At 52.1% G+C, this 18,922-nt stretch carries 20 protein-coding genes; 3 read left to right on the top strand and 17 right to left on the bottom strand.

Annotated features, from left to right (window positions below; genetic code table 11):
• Positions 1 to 19: 19 nt before the first annotated feature.
• From F1E05_RS09510 to F1E05_RS09440, 15 genes are all read right to left on the bottom strand, one after another.
• The gene (locus F1E05_RS09510) at positions 20 to 1,894 is read right to left on the bottom strand and encodes a polysaccharide biosynthesis protein (protein ID WP_150048064.1); all 1,875 of its coding nucleotides are present in this window, start codon (positions 1,892 to 1,894) and stop codon (positions 20 to 22) included.
• Positions 1,891 to 2,922, bottom strand: a complete 1,032-nt coding sequence (locus F1E05_RS09505) for an MraY family glycosyltransferase (protein WP_150048063.1) — start codon at positions 2,920 to 2,922, stop codon at positions 1,891 to 1,893. The genes F1E05_RS09510 and F1E05_RS09505 overlap by 4 nt, the downstream gene beginning before the upstream one ends.
• Positions 2,923 to 2,924: 2 nt before the next feature.
• On the bottom strand, positions 2,925 to 3,941 hold the full coding sequence (locus F1E05_RS09500) for an NAD-dependent epimerase/dehydratase family protein (RefSeq protein ID WP_150048062.1): 1,017 nt from the start codon (positions 3,939 to 3,941) through the stop codon (positions 2,925 to 2,927).
• A complete protein-coding gene (locus F1E05_RS09495) occupies positions 3,941 to 4,696 on the bottom strand; it encodes a glycosyltransferase (protein WP_150048061.1) in 756 nt (251 codons plus the stop codon). The genes F1E05_RS09500 and F1E05_RS09495 overlap by 1 nt, the downstream gene beginning before the upstream one ends.
• Before the next feature lie 7 nt (positions 4,697 to 4,703).
• Entirely contained in the window at positions 4,704 to 5,645 is a 942-nt protein-coding gene (locus F1E05_RS09490) for a glycosyltransferase family 2 protein (protein ID WP_150048060.1), read from the bottom strand.
• 9 nt (positions 5,646 to 5,654) lie between these two features.
• Positions 5,655 to 7,112: a glycosyltransferase gene (locus tag F1E05_RS09485; protein ID WP_150048059.1), complete on the bottom strand. Its 1,458-nt coding sequence runs from the start codon at positions 7,110 to 7,112 to the stop codon at positions 5,655 to 5,657.
• Between the two features lie 66 nt (positions 7,113 to 7,178).
• Positions 7,179 to 7,850, bottom strand: a complete 672-nt coding sequence (locus tag F1E05_RS09480) for a sulfotransferase (protein WP_190303294.1) — start codon at positions 7,848 to 7,850, stop codon at positions 7,179 to 7,181.
• 52 nt (positions 7,851 to 7,902) lie between these two features.
• Entirely contained in the window at positions 7,903 to 8,136 is a 234-nt protein-coding gene (locus F1E05_RS09475; protein ID WP_150048058.1) for an acyl carrier protein, read from the bottom strand.
• Positions 8,136 to 9,071 carry a ketoacyl-ACP synthase III gene (locus F1E05_RS09470; RefSeq protein WP_150048057.1) on the bottom strand — a complete coding sequence of 312 codons (936 nt, stop codon included), beginning with the start codon at positions 9,069 to 9,071 and terminating at the stop codon, positions 8,136 to 8,138. Before F1E05_RS09470 ends, F1E05_RS09475 begins: the two co-directional genes overlap by 1 nt.
• Complete coding sequence (locus F1E05_RS09465) at positions 9,068 to 9,379, bottom strand: hypothetical protein (RefSeq protein ID WP_150048056.1); 312 nt, start codon at positions 9,377 to 9,379, stop codon at positions 9,068 to 9,070. Before F1E05_RS09465 ends, F1E05_RS09470 begins: the two co-directional genes overlap by 4 nt.
• A gap of 312 nt (positions 9,380 to 9,691) precedes the next feature.
• Entirely contained in the window at positions 9,692 to 10,645 is a 954-nt protein-coding gene (locus F1E05_RS09460; protein WP_150048055.1) for an LbetaH domain-containing protein, read from the bottom strand.
• Positions 10,642 to 11,811, bottom strand: coding sequence for a DegT/DnrJ/EryC1/StrS family aminotransferase (locus F1E05_RS09455; RefSeq protein ID WP_150048054.1), 1,170 nt, complete (start codon positions 11,809 to 11,811; stop codon positions 10,642 to 10,644). The genes F1E05_RS09460 and F1E05_RS09455 overlap by 4 nt, the downstream gene beginning before the upstream one ends.
• Positions 11,812 to 11,944: 133 nt before the next feature.
• On the bottom strand, positions 11,945 to 13,306 hold the full coding sequence (locus F1E05_RS09450; protein ID WP_197737425.1) for a flippase: 1,362 nt from the start codon (positions 13,304 to 13,306) through the stop codon (positions 11,945 to 11,947).
• Between the two features lie 226 nt (positions 13,307 to 13,532).
• Positions 13,533 to 14,258: a (5-formylfuran-3-yl)methyl phosphate synthase gene (locus F1E05_RS09445; protein WP_150048053.1), complete on the bottom strand. Its 726-nt coding sequence runs from the start codon at positions 14,256 to 14,258 to the stop codon at positions 13,533 to 13,535.
• A complete protein-coding gene (locus F1E05_RS09440) occupies positions 14,255 to 14,821 on the bottom strand; it encodes a DUF447 domain-containing protein (RefSeq protein WP_150048052.1) in 567 nt (188 codons plus the stop codon). The genes F1E05_RS09445 and F1E05_RS09440 overlap by 4 nt, the downstream gene beginning before the upstream one ends.
• 52 nt (positions 14,822 to 14,873) lie before the next feature.
• On the opposite strand from F1E05_RS09440, the gene F1E05_RS09435 reads away from it, so the two are divergent.
• Positions 14,874 to 15,680, top strand: a complete 807-nt coding sequence (locus F1E05_RS09435) for a response regulator (RefSeq protein ID WP_150048051.1) — start codon at positions 14,874 to 14,876, stop codon at positions 15,678 to 15,680.
• 50 nt (positions 15,681 to 15,730) lie between these two features.
• Here the strand turns inward: F1E05_RS09435 and F1E05_RS09430 are convergent, their stop codons facing one another.
• Together F1E05_RS09430 and F1E05_RS09425 are read right to left on the bottom strand one after the other, a co-directional pair.
• The gene (locus F1E05_RS09430) at positions 15,731 to 16,237 is read right to left on the bottom strand and encodes a DUF2380 domain-containing protein (protein WP_150048050.1); all 507 of its coding nucleotides are present in this window, start codon (positions 16,235 to 16,237) and stop codon (positions 15,731 to 15,733) included.
• Between the two features lie 21 nt (positions 16,238 to 16,258).
• Entirely contained in the window at positions 16,259 to 16,690 is a 432-nt protein-coding gene (locus F1E05_RS09425) for a cupin domain-containing protein (protein WP_150048049.1), read from the bottom strand.
• 172 nt (positions 16,691 to 16,862) lie between these two features.
• On the opposite strand from F1E05_RS09425, the gene F1E05_RS09420 reads away from it, so the two are divergent.
• Both F1E05_RS09420 and F1E05_RS09415 read left to right on the top strand, forming a co-directional pair.
• Positions 16,863 to 18,224, top strand: coding sequence for a sensor histidine kinase (locus tag F1E05_RS09420; protein ID WP_150048048.1), 1,362 nt, complete (start codon positions 16,863 to 16,865; stop codon positions 18,222 to 18,224).
• Entirely contained in the window at positions 18,221 to 18,868 is a 648-nt protein-coding gene (locus tag F1E05_RS09415; protein ID WP_150048047.1) for a response regulator, read from the top strand. Before F1E05_RS09420 ends, F1E05_RS09415 begins: the two co-directional genes overlap by 4 nt.
• Positions 18,869 to 18,922 lie beyond the last annotated feature (54 nt).

Here is an 18,922-nt window from a genome sequence, read left to right as displayed (position 1 = left end):
CGCTCGCCGGATTCAGGGTTTACAGCGGTTCTTGGCCGCCCCCATCTTCCTCCGAACTAACGATTTTTTCTACCGTTTTAAATTCGGGTACCAAGCCGTGCAGCAAGTCCAGGATGCGTCGCTGGTCTCGCTGCCGGCAAGCGTCGGTCAATGCGCCGATCTGCGCGAACCAAAGGTCGTTTTGGTAGATACGGGCCTTGGCCAGACGCAGTTTCGCATATCCCGTTTCCAGCAACTGTTCTTCGCCGTGGAACAACTCCTCGTACAATTTTTCCCCGGGACGCAAGCCGACGAATTCGATTTTCACGTCCTTACCCGGCAGCTTGCCGCTCAGGCGGATCATTTGTTCGGCCAAATAGACGATTTTGACCGGCTCGCCCATGTCCAATACGAACACTTCGCCGCCTTGGCCGACAGTTTCCGCCAGCATGATCAACTGGCAGGCTTCCGGTATGGTCATGAAATAGCGGGTAATCTCCGGATGGGTGACGGTGACCGGGCCGCCGGCTTGAATTTGACTGCGAAACAGCGGCACGACGCTACCGGCCGAATCCAGCACGTTGCCGAAACGCACCGTGGTAAAGCGGGTAGAGCCGGGTTTATCCAGGTTTTGACACAATATTTCCGCCGCCCGCTTGGTTGCGCCCATCACATTGCTCGGATTGACCGCCTTGTCGGTGGAAATTAACACGAAGCGTCCGACTCCGCAGGCAATGGCGGCTTCCGCGACATTACGGGTACCCAGTAAATTGTTGTGCACCGCTTCCCGCACCTGCCCTTCCAATAGCGGTACGTGTTTGTAGGCCGCGGCGTGAAACACGATATCCGGGCGCTGGTCCTCTATCACCTGGCGCACGGCCAGCGCGTCGGTCACATCGCCCAGCACCGCCAGCCTGCTCAGTTGCGGGGAAAGGCGCTGCAAATCGGCGTCTATCCGGTACAGATTGAATTCGCATTGATCGAATATAATCAATAATTTAGGCTGAACTTTCGCTAATTGTTTACACAGTTCCGAACCTATCGAGCCGCCACCGCCGGTGACCATGATGGTTTTGCCCCGCAAGCCGAGCTGGATGCGTTGCCAATCCAAATTAACCGGGTCTCGGCCAAGAATATCGGTGATGGATACCGCCCGCAAATTGGCTTTGCCAACCGTACCGCTCAATAATTCGGTCACCGACGGCAAAGTTTGAAACGGCACCCCGCAGGTTTCGCAAACTTCCACCATGCGCCGCATCTCTTTGTCGCTGGCCGAAGGCACCGCGATCAACACCACTTCGATGTCCCATTGCGCGATCAGCTGCGGCAGTTGTTGCACAGTGCCGGTCACGCGGATGCCGCGGATTTCCCGCCGGAACTTGGCGCTATCGTCGTCGGCGAAAACCACCGGAATGTAACCGCTGTAAGGATTGGCAATCAAATCCCGCACCAGCATTTCTCCGGCCGCGCCGGCGCCGATGATCAAAGCCCGCTGACCGGTGCGTTCGATGAACGCGCGTTCTTTCCAGAACCGGTAACCGAATCTTGGAATGGATAACAAAGCCAGCAATATCAATAAATACAGCGGTATTACCGAGCGCGGCACCCCTTGTAAACGATCGAATAAAAACAGTACGCCGGCGATTAGAAATATGCCGCTGGCTACGGCCTTGGCGATCCGGATCAAATCCGGCAACGAAGAAAAACGCCACACGCCGCGATAAAGGCCGAAAAACCAAAATGCCGACACTTGAATGCCGATCACCAGCGGCAAAAACAACAATGCCGAATAGAAAAAGAAGTCCGGAATCTGCTGCAGATTAAAGCGCAACCAATAAGCGCCGAACCAAGCCAATGGCACCATGGCAAGGTCGTGCAGAAAAATCGTGGTTCTGGAGCGAAATTTAAAACTCATGGTAAGGCGGTTTCCGGGCGGCCGGCTTCCAAAAGGCGTACCAAAACCAACAAGGGTGAATAAGCGAGCAGCAAACCGGCCAATGCGTAACTTGGATTCAAAAACACCAGCAGGGAAATCGGCAACAGCCAAGCCAGATTAATGCCCCAACAGCTCAATAACACGGCTAAATGGCCGTAACGTTTGGCCGCGCGTTGATAGCCGTGCGAGCAATGCGCTTGATGCCATACCTGACCGCTAAGCATGCGATACAACAGGGTGTAGCTGGCATCCACAATAAACAGGCCGAATAAAATCAAACCGCAATATAGCAATACGCCTGCTTGCCGGGCAGCGCACAGTATCAGCAATCCCAGCAGTAATCCTAAAAAACCGCTGCCGACATCGCCCATGAAAATCTTGGCCTTGGGCCAGTTCCAACATAAAAAACCTAAAGCGGCGGCGCTTAAACTCAGCGCAGTCGCGGCTAAACCGGGATCCGGAAAATAGCTGTAGCCGGCCAATGCCGCCGATACGAACAAGGCTTCCGAAGCCGCAATGCCGTCGGTACCGTCCATGAAATTGAACAAATTCAAAAACCACACCAGCAAAAACGCTCCCACCGGATAGCCCAACCAATGCCAGTCCATCCACAAGCGATGCAACCAGCCGTCCAACGGCGCCGGAATCCACAGCAAGGGCATACCGTGCATCAAATACAACGCCACCAATGCCGACACGGCATGTATCAAAAACCGCCAGCGAGCGGGTATGTGGCTATGGTCGTCAAAAAAACCGATCACGGCAACCGGCAGACAGGCGGCCAATATCCAGACGGTTTGCGCTGAAATCGCCTGCCGACCGGCAAGCAAGGCCACGCCGACGGCAAAACTCAACACAATGGCCAAGCCACCACCGCGTGGTGTAGGAAGACTATGCGAACTGCGTTGATTGGGAATATCCAATACCTTGCGCGACAACGCATAATTTCGAATCAGACCGGTCAATACGACCGACAAGACAAAAACCAGAAAAAACTGTAATAACACGCTTAGAGGGAATCCAGGAATCGGACCAGGTCCGGAAGAGAGTTAGGTAGATTTTTTGTTGGTCGAAAGCCTAAGTCGGCTTCTATTCTGGCCGACGAATACCACGCCGAGCCGGTCAATTTATCCAGGGCGACGCTATCGAACGGAAACCGCCGCTGCAATAAGCGGCCGATGCCGTCGCCCAATCTAGCCAGACCGTGCAACAAACCATACGGCAGCGCCCAAGCGATCGGAGCTTTACCTAATGCCGCCCTGATTTCATCGTAAAGTTGCCGGGTGGAATAAGCGTGCCCGTCGGTTACGATATAAACCTTGCCGGCGGTCTGTGCGGATTCGGCGGCTAATATGGCGGCCCGCACCAAATCGTCGACATGCACCATAGAGCGGCGATTACCCGTATCCGGCAGCGGTGGGAACAGACCACGGCGAATGGCTTTGATCATCATCGGCAGATTGCCCTTGTCGGTATTGCCATACACCATACTGGGGCGAATCACCAGCGGATGCGGCACATAACCGCCATGCAATACCAATTGTTCGGCTTGGTATTTGGACTCGCCGTAAGGGCCGTCGGCCGGCGCGGAAACGGTTTCGTCCATCGGTTGCGGCTGGCCATCGCCCACCGCCTTGACGCTGCTAAAAAAAACGAATCTCGGCACCCCGGCCTGTTTGGCCGCTTCCAGCAGCTTGCGGGTACCCTCGACGTTGACGTGCCGGTACTGAGATACATTGGCGACGTGTGCGGCCAAATCGTGCGCCTTGCCGGCTAAATGGAATATCATGCTGACGCCTAGGCATAACCCAGCAGGACAGTCATCCATCGCTAAATCCAGCGCAAAATGCTCGGGGTTATTCGCATCGCCAAGCCCTCGGCTTAGGGTGCGCACGATATAGCCGTGTTCTTGCAACGCCGCAACCAAGCGCTGGCCGATAAATCCGCCAGCACCCGTCACTAATGCAATCGACTGTTGCCGTTCACTCACGCCGGAACTTTGCTCAGAGCCAATCGCCACGTTCATCACGGCAACCGCCACCAATGTTTAAGGAAATAACGCAGCATGCTGGCAAGGTGCCAGTAGCGATAACGCCAATTGTGATGACTGCTGCGTTGTGCATCGTGTATAACTTTAGCTCCGGAACAAAGCACGAGCTTAAAACCGGCCTTGCGCAGACGTGCACAAATATCGACATCCTCGTAATAAAGATAAAAGCCTTCGTCGAATCCGCCAATCTTTGCGAAATCGGCGCTACGAAACAATAAAAACATTCCGGCCAGCCAGTCGGGAGACCCATCATTTTGCGGATCACTAGAATAAACCGCGCCATCGCGTCCTAAGGCTTTGGTAGCCAGACTACTCAATGTCGGAAACGCTCGCGCGCTATCTTCCCTGTTACCCGCGGAATTGAATACGACAGGTGCCGCCAATGCCGCTCCGGCCTGATGCAAACTGTTCAACAATTCAGGAAAGGGATCTTCCGGCAATAGAACGTCCGGATTCAATACGCAAAACCAATCGCCGGCGGCTGCCCGGAAAGCGGCATTGTGGTTGGCACCAAATCCCTTGGGCTGCGAATTTTCAATCACTTTCACCGAAAACGGTAGCCGATCGATTTCAAATGGCCACACCTCGGGAATATTGCGCGTCAAAATCAATTCAAAACGCTCCGGCTGCGGCAGTTTCAGCAAATCGTCGAGCAGGTGTTGAAGCAAACCGGCTTGCCCGTGACTCACCACGGAAAGCGAGATTAATTGAGGTTGGAGTGCGACGGCCATGTGCAAATCAGTACCTATTGAACAATAGTAAGCCTTTGAGTAACAAATTTTCCAATCTGCCTTGCCGCCACACCCGCTTGTTGCAGCACAGGTTAATCCTGCGAAACAACGAACGCTTACCCAGCAGGAACCGCTCTAGCAGTGTTTTTTGCTCGTGGTTCAGTAAATCTGCGTATATTTCGGCAAACGCCGCGGCTTGAGCGGATGCGGCAAAAACCCCACTTTTATCTCGTCGAAGGAAACGGATGAGTTTGCGGCTAAACGCTTGTAGCGGATTGAGCGTGGCGCCGATGGTATTGTGATCGTGCAAGCGGTATCGAATAAAACTGCGCGAATCGTATATGACGCGACCAACTGCGGAAATTACCAAATACAACCACCAATCGTGCATTTGCACGGTCGGCGGCCACCGCTCCAGCAAAACCCGGCGAGCCTGGGCATTAATTACGCTAGTGCAACCGGTTACAACGTTTTCGACTAATGCATTACCCAGCCCCATCCTTGCTGGAACCGGAGATAAACCAAGAGGCGCCAGTTGCGGGTTTACATATTCAAGCCGCCCGCAATACAACAACGGTTTGCCGTCCTCCTGTGACTGCAATGTTTGTACGGCAGCGCTTACTTTACCGGGATACCAAACATCATCTTGATCGCAAAACGCGTAATAGGCATATTCGTCGCCAGCCGATCGCAACAACTCCAAAAAACTGTCGACAACGCCGACGTTGCCACCGTGCAACAAACGTGTAATTTTTCCGGCTGCCGCATAACGCTCGAGCACGCTCAAACTGCGGTCGGAGGAACCGTCGTCTCTTACCCAAATACCCAGATGCGGATAATCTTGCGCAATGAGACTGTCGAGTAACGCTTCAAGAAACCGTTCGCCGTTATAAGTAGACAATAACACGGCCACTGCCGGCGTACCGGGACAGGATGAGGCTTGCCGCATTGCAGACCGTTATCCTCGACGCAAATAGCGTTCTTTTGCAATCCTGAAATAGCCACGCAACTGAATCAGAAATAGCGGCGACGTTACAATCTGCATGGTCCGCCACACGTTCGAACCGGCGGATCTGCTACGAATGCCCCAAACCAGCAAATGCGGCATCAAACCCAAGCGGCGCCCCTGAAAAATAAACTTACGCCAAGTCTGCTGACCTTGTTGCTGAATCGCTGGGTCTTGTTGTCGTTGCTGTTCGTGCAGTCGAAAGTAACTGAGCGGTTCGGCGATGTAGTAGCCATTCCCCCTACCCAACAAATTAAGCCACATGGCGACATCGCCTGCCCCAATCCCTATCAAGCCGCCAATACTCATAAAGTGCGGTTTAACCCAAGCCAAATCGATTTTCCTGAACATCGCAGTGGAAGGCTCGCCTAAAAAATTAATTTGCCCGGCAATCAACGCATTGGCGCAACTGATCCCATCCAATTCGCTGTCCTCACGGCACAAGCGTTGAGTGGCAGGCAGATCGGGCAAACGTTCTCCCCGGCTATCGATCAACACCCGCTTGGAGGTCACCAAGGTTACTCCGGGATGCGCGGCAAATACGTTGAGCATTTTTTCAATGCAGTTAGGCTCCAATACATCGTCGTCATTCAAAAACTTGATGAATTCGCCGTTAGCTCGGGCAAAGCAGTTTAAATAATTGCCCAAACCACCCTGCGGCGGCTGGTTTCGAATATAGGTCACCCGGCCGTCTTGTTGCGCAAGTTCGCGCGTCATTGATTCGATGCTGTTGTTGGCGGAATCGTCGCATACGATGATTTCCAGATGTGAATAGGTTTGCGACAATGCGCTGGTTAACGCTTGCCGAAAATAATCGGCGCGGTAGGCTGGAATCAGCACACTGACCAATGGCCGGCTTTCGGACGAACGCGCAGGCAAGGTGAATTCCATGATCAATTTCGAGCTATTGCGAGTCTCCCTGCCTGCCAACTCGGGTATGTCGCTGCAACCGTGGCGGCAGCGCCCTATCGGTTCGAGTCCGGCATATCGGGCAATTCTGACCAGTTCTTCTTCGTTATAAACGTGCTTGTGTCCCCATTCCCGCATCGCGATATTCATCATCTCGCAACGATTTTCCACCCAATCGAAGCCGAGTTTGAACATGTCGCCGTCACCGCGCCAGTCCTCCGAGGTATAGCGTCTGACGAGGTCATCCAGATCCGGCATTGCAATTCGCACTACGCCGCCGGGTTTCAACACCCGCCGGCATTCGCGCAAAAAACCCAAACCTTCCGCTTGCGTCAGATGTTCGAAAAAATGCTCGCTATATATGCCGTCGACACTGCATTCGGGGAAAGGTAGGCCTTTACGCGCATCCAGTTTTCTATCGTATGGCTTGACGATATCCATGTTGACGAAGCCGGTAATGTGTTGCCTACCGCAGCCAATATTCAAGAAAGTTTTTTGCACGGGGTTGCTCCGTCAATCAGCGGCAAAAATCCGGCCAGCCGTTCGGTTGAATCGTTTGAATTGGAATTAGGTCTTATTTTCCCACGGAAAATCATCCGCCGGACAAGGAACTTCCAGAAAATCACCTAGTTTTTTGTACGCCCCTTTTTCGGCGACATTCAGAACCAACAAATCGTCCGGGCGATTACGAAAATAGTCCATTACGACATCGTTATGAAAATTGTAATGCCGAATCAGGATTTCCTTGTTGTAAGGATCGTCTTCGGACACGTCATGCACCAGTGCTCTGGCGTCGTAAGCAAACCCCGGATAGCAATAATCCACGTGCTTAAGCTCGCTCAAACTGCTTAACACCTGTTCACCCCACATTTTTTTGTGGAAGCGGGTCAAGGAGTTGTACCACTGTTCCGGATTGTCGCGCACGGTCAGAATGAATTTACTACCTTTGAAGCGCATGTCCATGGCCTGAAAAGTGTATGGCAGACTAAACGGAACATCCTGAAAAGCCTGTGCGGTGTGGCAATACCGAATAATCGGCTTGAAATCCCGCACAGCCCAGCTTTTCAATAGGCGCTCGCCCCAAATTTGCCGGCCTACTGCAAACCCCAGGGATTGCAGTGCAACCGTCAGCGAGCTGGTGCCGGTCTTGTTTCTCCCTATACCGAAGATTTTGCGTTTTCCGATTGATCGAACACATGCCGAACCAATATGGAATGCCGTATCGATTTTACCCTTCATGATTTGATGGCGGATTCGCGTTTGAATTATTGACCGGACAGGATGGCTTCAGTTAAGACTTTTGCTGCAAATAATTGCGTACGTCATTAAGCGTATTCAACTTGTCGATATCCGCATCCGGAATTTTGACGCCGAACTTCTGTTCGACTTCCAATAAAAAATTCATTACTTCCAAGGAGTCCACCCCAGCCTCCTCTAACAATTCGTCGCCCTTGAGCTGCGCAAGGTCGACTGAGGTACCGACGTTTTCCAATAATACGATTAGCTCTTCGTGGGTCACATTCATTAATCCGCTCCTATTTCAGTTTTGAACAATACCGTGCTAGCCCAAGACAAACCGACGCCAAATCCCGCGACGACCACTATGCGGTGGTCAGCGGCACTTTCGTTCAGCAGCAATGGAATGGATGACGATACGGTATTTCCGTAATCGGCAGCGCCGAACGGCACCTTATCGGGCGCCACACCTAACTTTTTGGCGATAGTGTCGACTATGTAACGACTACCTTGATGTAACAAATAACAATCAACGTCGTTTTCCGTGAGGTTATTATCCGATAAGGCCCGTCTGATACTGCTGGGTACCTCGGTCGCGGAAAACGAGAAAACGCCGCGTCCGTTCATGGCCAGTTTGCCGTTTTCTTCCACTTGTATGGCACTGGACTCGCAGCCGCGGCTACCGAATACGAAACGGCCGGATTGCCATAACGGGCGACCGCCGATCAACGTTGCCGTGGCACCATCGCCGAACAACAGACTGGTATTCTTGTCTTGCGCATCGATGATTTTGGAATAAGGATCGGCGGTAAACAGTATCCCTTTTTCAAATCCATTGGCCTGCATGAAGGCTTGAATCACCGACAAACCGTAGACGAACCCCGAACAACCCAAGGAAATGTCAAACGCGGCGCAGCTGTCCGACAAACTCAGCTTGCCGTGCACGTTGGCCGAAGTATGCGGTAAGCCGCTCCCATCCGGATTTTGTGTGCAAACCACGATACATTGGATTTCATCAGAATCGAACAAGACTTTTCGCTGCAAATCGGCAAACGCCTTGCAACATAAGTCGGAAGTTTCCTCGTCCGCCGCTTTGACCGCCAAGCGCAACATACCGATTTTGTCGTGCAGAAAACTTTCATCGACGGCAAACTGGCTTAGCCGCTCCCGATTATCGATCCGTTGAACGGGAATATAAGTGCCTATGGCTTGAATACCGATCATGCCGCTACCAACGAAAAGTAAATATCCCCTAATCGCTTGCCGTCCAACAAGATTTCGCTTTTGGTCAGGCGATAGTTCAGATTATGTTTCAATAGCAATGCCAGTCCGCTTTGTGCGTCAGACTCCTGATCCAAGTCGATACGGGTAAAGATCCATTTTCCGACCGCATCCGGAAATAATTGCTGGTGTAGGTATTTGTTCATCGACACCAGGGTTTCTATGAAGCTAAAAGGGCTCTCGCCTATCAGCCAAATGCCATCCCCCTCGATTCGACATTGCGACGTTACCCGCTCTTCGTCGTATGGCATCCGTTTTCCGACGGCGGAATCTGTTTGTAACGCAGTTAATGCCATCCAATAATCAATCCCGTCGAGTTCGCATTGACACCGCGCTTTAATATCGCTAAGCCCCGCTAAATCAGACTTATCCGTCGTAAGGTGTGACATACAATTCGGGGTATGCACGAAATCATGCGCGGAAAATCGTATCTGCCGCCTGAGCCCATCCGGAAATCCGGCCAACATCACGTTGAACAAATCCGGACCTTGGACATATGTTCGGTTACCTTTAAATGTAAATTCAACCACCGCGCTATTTAACATAAATTTTCACTCTGATACTTACCGTTCCGGTCCGGCCTTGATGCGTGGCATGCGTTTGGCCGGATTCCCAAAAACGGAATCTCCATCCGGTAGGTTTTTGACCACCACGCTCCCCATCCCTAATGAGCAGTTTTGACCAATCTGCAGATTGTCCCGGACATTAACGCCTAGTCCCAACGAACTACCATCGCCGATTACCGAGTTGCCGCCTATCAAGCAGCCTACCGACATCCAAACCTTGCGTCCGATCTGCACCGCATGACCCAAGTTGCAAAGATTGCCGATCACCGATTGACTACCGACCCGGGAACATTTCATCGCCCCTCTGGGTAACACACAATTGGCGCCGATTTCGACCTGATCCTCTATGATCACCCCAGCCACATGGGGAAAACGCAATACCCTGCCATCCAAGGCCTTATACAGCGCAATCCCGTCGCAGCCAACGACGGTATTTTCTCGAATCGTAACGTCTTTGCCTATGAAAGTCCCCCGCTTGATCACACAACCGGCCGCAATACGGGTTCCAGCACCAATGCCGACACCGTCTTCAATGATTGCACACGGATGAATCTCTGCCTCAGGATCAATCATCGGCACAGCATCGATTATCGAAGAAAAACTGTTGAATCCCGGGTAGACGATCAACCGATCGAGCAAATCTATGAACAATGCTCGGGGATCGGCGGTAACCAAAAGATTGCAACCCGTCAATGAAGATACGAGGTCCGGACGAGTAATCACCAAGGCGTTTTTGAGCGCTACCGGCAAAGTTTGCCGCGGCACTTTCTCGAGAAAACACACGGTATTTGCCGCAACGCAGCGTCCGTCCGCAACCCCGGCAATCTCGGAAATGTTCGATTCTCCGTCGATATACTGCACCGCGGTACCGATGCCAGCCAAAATATCGCGGCACAAATCTACAATGGAGGCGACAGAAAGGCGCTGAGTTAACTTGATATATTCCATCATTGTTCCAACAACAGACGGATGACCGAACAAATCACCTTAATTTCGTCCAGGCCGACACCGGTACCCGTGGGCAATACGATTACTCGATTGGCGACTTGGTTAGTATTAGCCAACAGCAATCCGGCATGGGGGAACAGCTGTCGATACGGCAGCATGTTGTGGCATCCGGGCCAAAAGTATTTTCGCGCAAGAATATTTTCGGCATGCAGCGCGGCAATGATCTCGTCTCGCCCGACTGCGCTGTGTTCGGTAACCTCTACAACGACATACTGGTAATTGTTGCGTTCATACTCTGCGTAACGCACTACCTCGATACCGGGTATACCCGCGAGTTGTTCGCAATACGCCAGGTAATTGCGTCGGTTGACTGACACGACCTCCTGAATCGCATCCAGATTAACCAAGCCCATAGCCGCAGAAATTTCAGTCATTTTGCCGTTGGTTCCGGGATAAATGACATTATCGAATCCGGCAAAACCAAAATTACGCATCAGTTTCATCGTTTCCGCCAAATCATCGTCGTTGGTTACGACGGCTCCGCCTTCGAAGGTATTAAAAAATTTAGTGGCATGAAAGCTCAATACTTCGCAGGCACCGAAATTGCCTATCATCTGTCCATGATGCGAACAACCGAAGGCATGTGCAGCGTCGAACAACAAATTAAGGCGATATTCTTGGGCAATTTCCTGCAATTCGGAGACTGCCGCCGGGCGCCCCCATAAGTGCACGCCGATAATTCCGCTGGTGCGCGGGGTAATCATTTTTCTTACGGCGTCCGGGTCTAGCGTATGCGTTTTGGAGTCTATATCGGCGAACACCGGCGTGATGGCTTGCCAATGCAGGGCATGCGCGGTGGCAATAAAGGTATAAGACGGAATAATGACTTCGCCACTAAGACCGAGAGCGCGAATTGCAATTTCAAGGGCAACCGTGCCATTACACATCGCCACGCAATGTTTCACCTGCAGAAAATCGGCAACACGCTGCTCGAACGCTTGTAACAACGGTCCATTGTTGCTGAACCACCTTCGCTCGAATATGTCGTCAACATAATCCAGAAAAGCCTGTTTACTGCCGATATTGGGTCGCCCTACGTGCAAAGGGCTATCGAACGCAGGTGCGGCGCCGTTTATAGCAAGGTCGGTTATGCTCCTAATTGGTTTCATGATCACAGGCGGCTGGCAAAATGCAAAATAGGTTACTCAACAATTTATAGCCAGCAGCAAAGCGACAGGCAACAGACGAAACGAGATAGAACAAAGACCGAAGTTCAAGTTTTCCACACAAACGTTAAACCGCTTAAGAATTCGATTGACTGCGGGAAAATATTTTAGATGGCGCCCAGGCAAAAGACACAACGCCTAAACGCCGATAAACAAACCACAACAGCACCAGATTCCACAAGGTAGTGCTGACGGCGGATGCCCAAGCAGCGCCGATTAGACCCAGTACGGGTATCAATACCGTGTTCAAACCGACATTCAAAACGGCAAACAATGCAATTACCTTGGCCGTGTCCCGTTCATGCCCCGTCATATTCAACAGCAACGCCACGGAACCACTAGCGGCGTTGACCAATTGTCCAAGGGCTAAAATCACCATGGCCTGATAGCCGAGGACATAATCGTGACCGAAGAGATGTTGCAAAAGCCATTCGCCAAATATTATTAAAACCGCTACTACCGGCAAACTAAAGGCCAACACGGCCCTACTGCTCAACATCACCAAGCGCTGTAAGCGCTGCATATCCCGCTGCGTATAAAATCGGGCGTAATAGGGTGCCAAAATGGCATTGATGGTTTGTAAGGCGAATATCACCACGCTTGATAGTGAAATAGCGACTTTGAATACCCCAACCTCTGTCGGCGTACACACGTAGCCCAAAATCAACACCGATACATGCTGGTTGATCATGAACATACCGACCACAAAAGCTAACGGCAATGCAGACCTAAGCCATTGCCCACTATGGTAACAAGGTGGGCTGTCCAAGAAAGCGGACGGGGTTTTCCGATTCAACAAAAACGAAATAATGACAAATGCCGCGCCCGCCGCGGCGCAATTTACCCCCATGACTTGGGCGGAAGTAAAGCGGTAATCCTGCCAAACCCATCCTAGTATCAACAAAACGATTAACAATAGGCCGGGGCGCAGCACTGTTTCAGACAATTGACCTAAAACCACGTGACGCAATCCGCGTAAAGCACTGTCGCGCAAATTTCCCAAAGTAATAAAAGGTATCAGTAATAACGCTGGCACCAAAGTCGCTCTCTGTTCGGTATTAAACGAGTCTGCCCAGACGATCAGCACCGCCCAGGCGACGGCCGCAATTAATACCGACAGCAATCCGGCCAACCCAGTCGACCAGCGCCACAACCCCCGCATGATCTGCCAGTCTTCATTAGCTTGAGCCTTTGCCGTTTCGCGTACCAACAAATTCGGCAGACCTAATTGCGCAGGCACCGTCAATAGAAGCACTAATGACAATGCATAGGAATAAATTCCGTAACCCTCGGCCCCCATTACTCGAGCGAGCAACATCGTCAGCAACAATGCTAAGCCGGTGCCGCCTAATTTGACTAACACGCTGCCCATTGCATTTAGCGACAATTCTCTGCTCAGCGCACTACGCCCCAAAAAAGCTTGGATTTTGTTTATCAATTTATTGATTCCGAAACAACAAATCGAGTAGCAAGCGGTGATACACCCTATTCGTGAGCGGCAATTGACAATACGGAATTTTAGTTACTGGATATTTCATGCTTTCTTGCTGAGCAGGCAACGGAAAATTCTAACGCAGCGGACTCAACAACACAACGCGAGCCATCGCTGGACCACAATCGGTCGAGCATGGAACGTCAGAACAACGAAAACCCGCTAATAATGTTCATCTTTCAGCCGCATGGCGACCACAAAGGCTCGCGCCGGCTCGATAAAATGAAGGCAATAAGCTCTTAATTTCGATAACTTTAGAAGCATCAACGCTTTCGGTACGACAATCCGAAAGGCACAGCGCCCCGCGAAATCCCAGATAATCGGCTTGCAAGGGCAATAAGTTGCTTATGTCCGAGACTTTGAGCGAACCGGCCAAACCGGTAAGCAAATGGTAATTGCGGGCAATTTCGGTAAATTTCTGTAGCGCGGCAAAATCCATCGCCTCGGTCAAAGAACCGTGCCGCTTGTCCGCAGTATCCAACATCACCCCGCGAAAGCCGGCCTGACGTAATTGCGCAATGATGCCGAAGTCCGGTTGCGAGTCGGCGAACAATACGGCGACCAATGCAATGCGTCGCTCGGTCACGGCAGACAAAGCGGTAAGACAGGCTTGCCAATCACCGCCGGGAAAAAAGCCGATTTTGATAAAATCCACCCCGGTCTCGGCCATGGCCTGCACCGCAGGCAACAATACCGCCGGTTCCATCGGCAAATCGCCGACGGTAGCACTAACGACGCAAGCCGCGGGCAAACCGGTAACGATGCGTGCCACTTCGGCTACCGGCAAAGCGCCCAATGCGCCATGTGCCGGTTGTTTCAAATCGATGATGTCCACTCCTAGCGGTGCTACCAGCAACGCCTCGTCCAGACTGTTAACGCTCGCCAGCATGCCGGTCATAAGGCCACCGTGTTTTGTCGATGGTGTTCTATCGCTTCCATCAACCATTCCCAAGCCTGCCGTTCCTTGTCGCCCGCACATTTTTCCAAACCGATTTTCAAATAAGCCAATTCCGACATGACTTTGTCCCACGGCAACAGATTCAAGCGGCTGATTAAAATCGCCGCTTCCAGCACGGCAAACTGGGCGCGGTTGAATCCTTTGAAAGGCCGATGATTGACGGTATAAACCGGACGACAGATCAACCTCGGCCTGACCGGGTCGTCTTCCACGGCTTCCAACTCCAATTCGGTATGGGCCAAGGTATTGGTTAAATAATAGCCTTTCACGTATTCCGCCGGCTGTAGCGGCCAATCGCGCCGGCCGGTCAAACAACCGGCAAATATGCGTACGTCGTCACAACAATTAATCACGGCGGATCGGGTCGCTAAAATATTGTCCAAGGTGGCCGCAGGCTTGAACGGCAAGATATGAAAACGGTTTTCCACCAGGTGAACGCCCATCGGAGCGATATGCGCGGTACCGCAAGCACCGACACTAGTCACTAGTATTTCTTGTATCATTCGAAAAATTGGTTACTCTTCCATAGAATCAATTAATAAAGAATAACATTACATGCAGAGCATCAACATCCACGATCTGGCAATTTTATTGATTGAGCCGTCGACCGTTCAACTGAAAGTCATATTGCAGCATTTGAAAAGCGAAGGCATCAGCCGTATCGAAGGTGCGGCCAGTGGCGCGGCCGCCCTGGAAAATTTGAAATTCCACCGGCCGGATTTGATCATCAGTAGCTTGTATTTGCCCGACATGACCGCCATAGAATTGGTGGAACACATCAAACACGACGAAACCTTACAGCATATTCCGTTCATGCTGGTATCCAGCGAAACCAGCTTTAACGTGCTGGACACCATTCGCCAAGCCGGCGTCGTGGCGATACTGCCCAAACCGTTCGCCCACGAGGATTTAAAACACGCGCTACGCTCCACGATAGAATTCATAGACCCCCAAGAAATCAATCTGGAACACTACGACATCGACAATATCCGGGTATTGGTAGTGGACGACAGCGCTTTGGCCCGCAAACATATTTGCCGGGTTCTGAACAACATGGGGATTCAAAATATTACCCAGGCAGTAGACGGCAAACAGGGGGCGGAGCTTTTCGCCCAAGACCAATATGCGTTCGATTTGATCGTCACCGATTTCAACATGCCTGTCATGGACGGCCAAGCCATGATTCAATACATCCGGCAAGACCTGGGCAACACCTTGATTCCGATATTAATGGTGACCAGCGAAGACAACGAGACCCGCTTGAGCAACGTGTACAAAGCCGGCGTCTCCGGGATCTGCGATAAACCCTTCAATCCGCAAACTGTCAAGGAAATGCTTTACCGGGTTTTGGAAGCCGGCTAAGCTGCTTACGCTCGTATTGCTACGCGAGCGAACTCACCCGGCTATCCGGTTTATTCGGCTACGACACGGGTTATTTGCGAACCTATCCGTTTTATGCCTTGTTGCAACACCCCGGCATGGCTGCCTTTCAGCTCCAGCGCATAATCCGCGCTCAACCGCCGGTTATGGACGTCTACCACATGCACTAACAGATAAGAAACCATATCGCTCAATTTACTGAGCTGGCCTACCACCAACCAATCCGTTTGTAGCTTGCGGCCGAAGTCTGCCGCGGCATCGTTGTGTGCGAATAGATAACCGACACTCGGGTTGGCAGCGTTCCATTCCTCTATCGGCACAACAGTCGATCGCGCAATGCCCTCCTCGACCAACCTGCGTTCCAGCATGGGACGTATAGCCGACACTCGCGTTCTTTCCGCTTCGCGGTACGGTAACGCCGAATAATCGCGCAATTCGAAATTCAACACCGCGATGCGCGGTTCGGCACCCGCGTAACCGACAACAGCATGGAACGCGATAATAATCGCCGCTATCTTCGCTCCGATAAAAGCTTTCATATAGCCTGCCTAGCTAGCGAACTAAATTTGTGCGTGATAAAGGTCGGCGAATTGCTGCCAACCCAACTCGGCTATCAGCTGCTGCTCGTCGTCCAATATTTGATAAAACACTGGGTCCGTGCCGCGTATGCTAAACAGCACTATCGCATCGATAGCACCGCCGCCTTCCCGATGCGGCTCATCGCTAGCCGGACTCACCGTGTAACTGCCTTGAGGGCGCACTTCCTTCAGGTCTCCGGACGGCGTATACAAACGATGCTCGCCTTGAATCACCAAGGTATGGTTTAGCACTTTGTGCCGGTGCAACACGATCTGCCGGCCGGCGGCAAACTTGAATAACACGTCTATCACCCCGTGCACGGGGTCGATGTTTAAAATCCGATAGTGTAAATACTCGAAACCGTCTAAGGTTTGCCAAACGATTCGGCTGTCGTCGAACGTAAATTCGTTCATCTGTTGCTCCCGGTTGATTAAGAATTCAGCGACAGATTAAGCGAATGCCCTGTATTCGTAAGCCGAAATCCTCCTTCTAAACACGGGCAATTTGCCCGATAGGCTGCCGGCAATATTCAAAGATGCGCTAACTTTCTAAAATCGCCGCTGAGCCACTCATTTCAGGTAGGTTATGAATCTGCAATTACACCTATGTAGCCGAATCGCCGCGGTGAGCCTATTGTGCTTGAGCGGCATCGCCGCCTATACGCTGTACGACAGTCACCGGCAACAAAGAGCGGAACTCGAGCGCATCGCCAACACGCTGACGGCACAATTGGCGCTGCAACTCAACCGCGAGCGTTCGGGATTAGGCAATAACCGACCGTTTCCGGATTTCGAGGTATGGAAACAGAGCAGCCCCGCGGCCGGCATTTGCATCAAGTTAAGCGATTACCGCTCGGAATCGGTCAAATATCTATGTAACGGAGCCGTAGCGCACGCCGCTGAGGTGCCCGCCGCTTTTACCCGCGCTTATCAATGGCTGTTTCATCCCGATGCCCCACTTGGCAAAAAGTTGGCCGTAAACCGGCGCGCAGTCGCCGAGCTGCAAGTGTGGGCGGATAGCACCACCCTCATCGAGCGAGCCTGGCAGCAAATCGCCGGCTTGCTACAACTCTCGGCAAGCAGCATCATCGCGGCCGGCATCATGATTTTTATCAGCATCAATCGAATCTTCGCTCCGGCCCGCACTATCGCCGCTAACTTAGAACGTTGGCAATACCAAGAGCTCGCCGCTCAACGCCTACCCGCTTTCAAGCAAACCGAATGGCAAATCATCGCCGGTGCATTCAACCGCTTTGCGGAAAGTCAACAACAATTGCAGCAACAGCGGCAGCGTCTGATAGGCCAACTCATGGCCGTACAAGAACAAGAACGGACTAGTCTTGCACACGAACTGCATGACGAATTCGGGCAATGCTTGACCGCGATCAATGCGGTTGCCGCATCACTCAAGCGCCTACCCGCCGACAAGCACACCCAAGTCGGCATCCAAGCCGAGCAAATCAACCGCTATTCGAATCGTTTAATGGCGAGCTTGCGCGAAACCTTACGGCGCCTGCGGCCTTTGGAACTGGAACATTTAGGGCTAGCCGGCAATTTACGCAGCATAATCGACGAATGGAAGCCGATTTGCGCTACCCAAACCGAATATACCTTGAAAATACACGGCGACTGCATGCCTATTGCCAACGAAATAGCGGTCACGCTGTTACGGACGGCCCAAGAATGCTTAACCAATATCGTTAAACATGCCGAGGCAAAACACGTCGAGGTGGAACTGGACGTCGGCATCGGGCAAGTCAAACTACGCATTCAGGACGACGGGGTCGCGGCGAAGCTGCCTTTGCCTATTTCCGACGGCATAGGTCTGATCGGCATCAAAGAACGGGTGCGGACGCTGCAAGGACAAATGGCGTTATCTCTGGCGCAACCGCACGGTTTGATAGTGGAAATCCGCTTGCCGGTATCCAGCTCCGGAGCGAGCGGATGAGCATTCGCATTTTATTGGCGGACGATCACCCCATCGTGCGCGAGGGCTATCGCACCCTGCTGGATCAACACCAAGGCATGCAAATCGTCGCACAAGCCGGCGACGGTGACAGTGCGTATCTACTGTACCGCCAACACAGTCCGGATGTTGCAGTGATAGACGTGGCCATGCCCGGAGTCAGCGGATTGACGGCGATCTCTCGCATCAAGCAGGCCGAACCGGCAGCCAGAATTTTGGCCTTCAGTATGCACGTCAAGCCGGCGTTTGCCCTACAAGCCACCAGAGCCGGTGCCTTGGGCTACGTCAGCAAAAGTAGCTCGCCGGAAATTTTGATCAATGCCATCTTAGACGTCAACCGCGGGAAACCGGCATTGAGCCCTGATGTTGCGCAAGCACTGGCCATGGAAAAAATCGGTCATGATAAGCTAAACCTCGAACGGCTAAGCGTACGCGAATTCGAAATTTTGCGCTTGTTAATCGCAGGTTACTCGCATCAGGCTATCGCCGAGCGCCTGCATATCAGCGCTAAGACAGTCGGCAACAGCCACTATTTGATTAAGCGCAAATTGGATGTCGCCAGCGACATCGAGTTGACCCGATTTGCCTTAAAACTAAACCTGATCGATTTGCTCGAGTGCGACTAGCGCGGGTTGAACCGACTCCGTGCCGGAATAGGGTTTGAAGAGAACGGGTAGAGG

The sequence above is a fragment of the Methylomonas rhizoryzae genome (assembly GCF_008632455.1).
Lineage (GTDB): Bacteria > Pseudomonadota > Gammaproteobacteria > Methylococcales > Methylomonadaceae > Methylomonas > Methylomonas rhizoryzae.
Note: the sequence above shows the minus strand (reverse complement) of the source record. Positions and strands in the feature narration are given on the sequence as shown.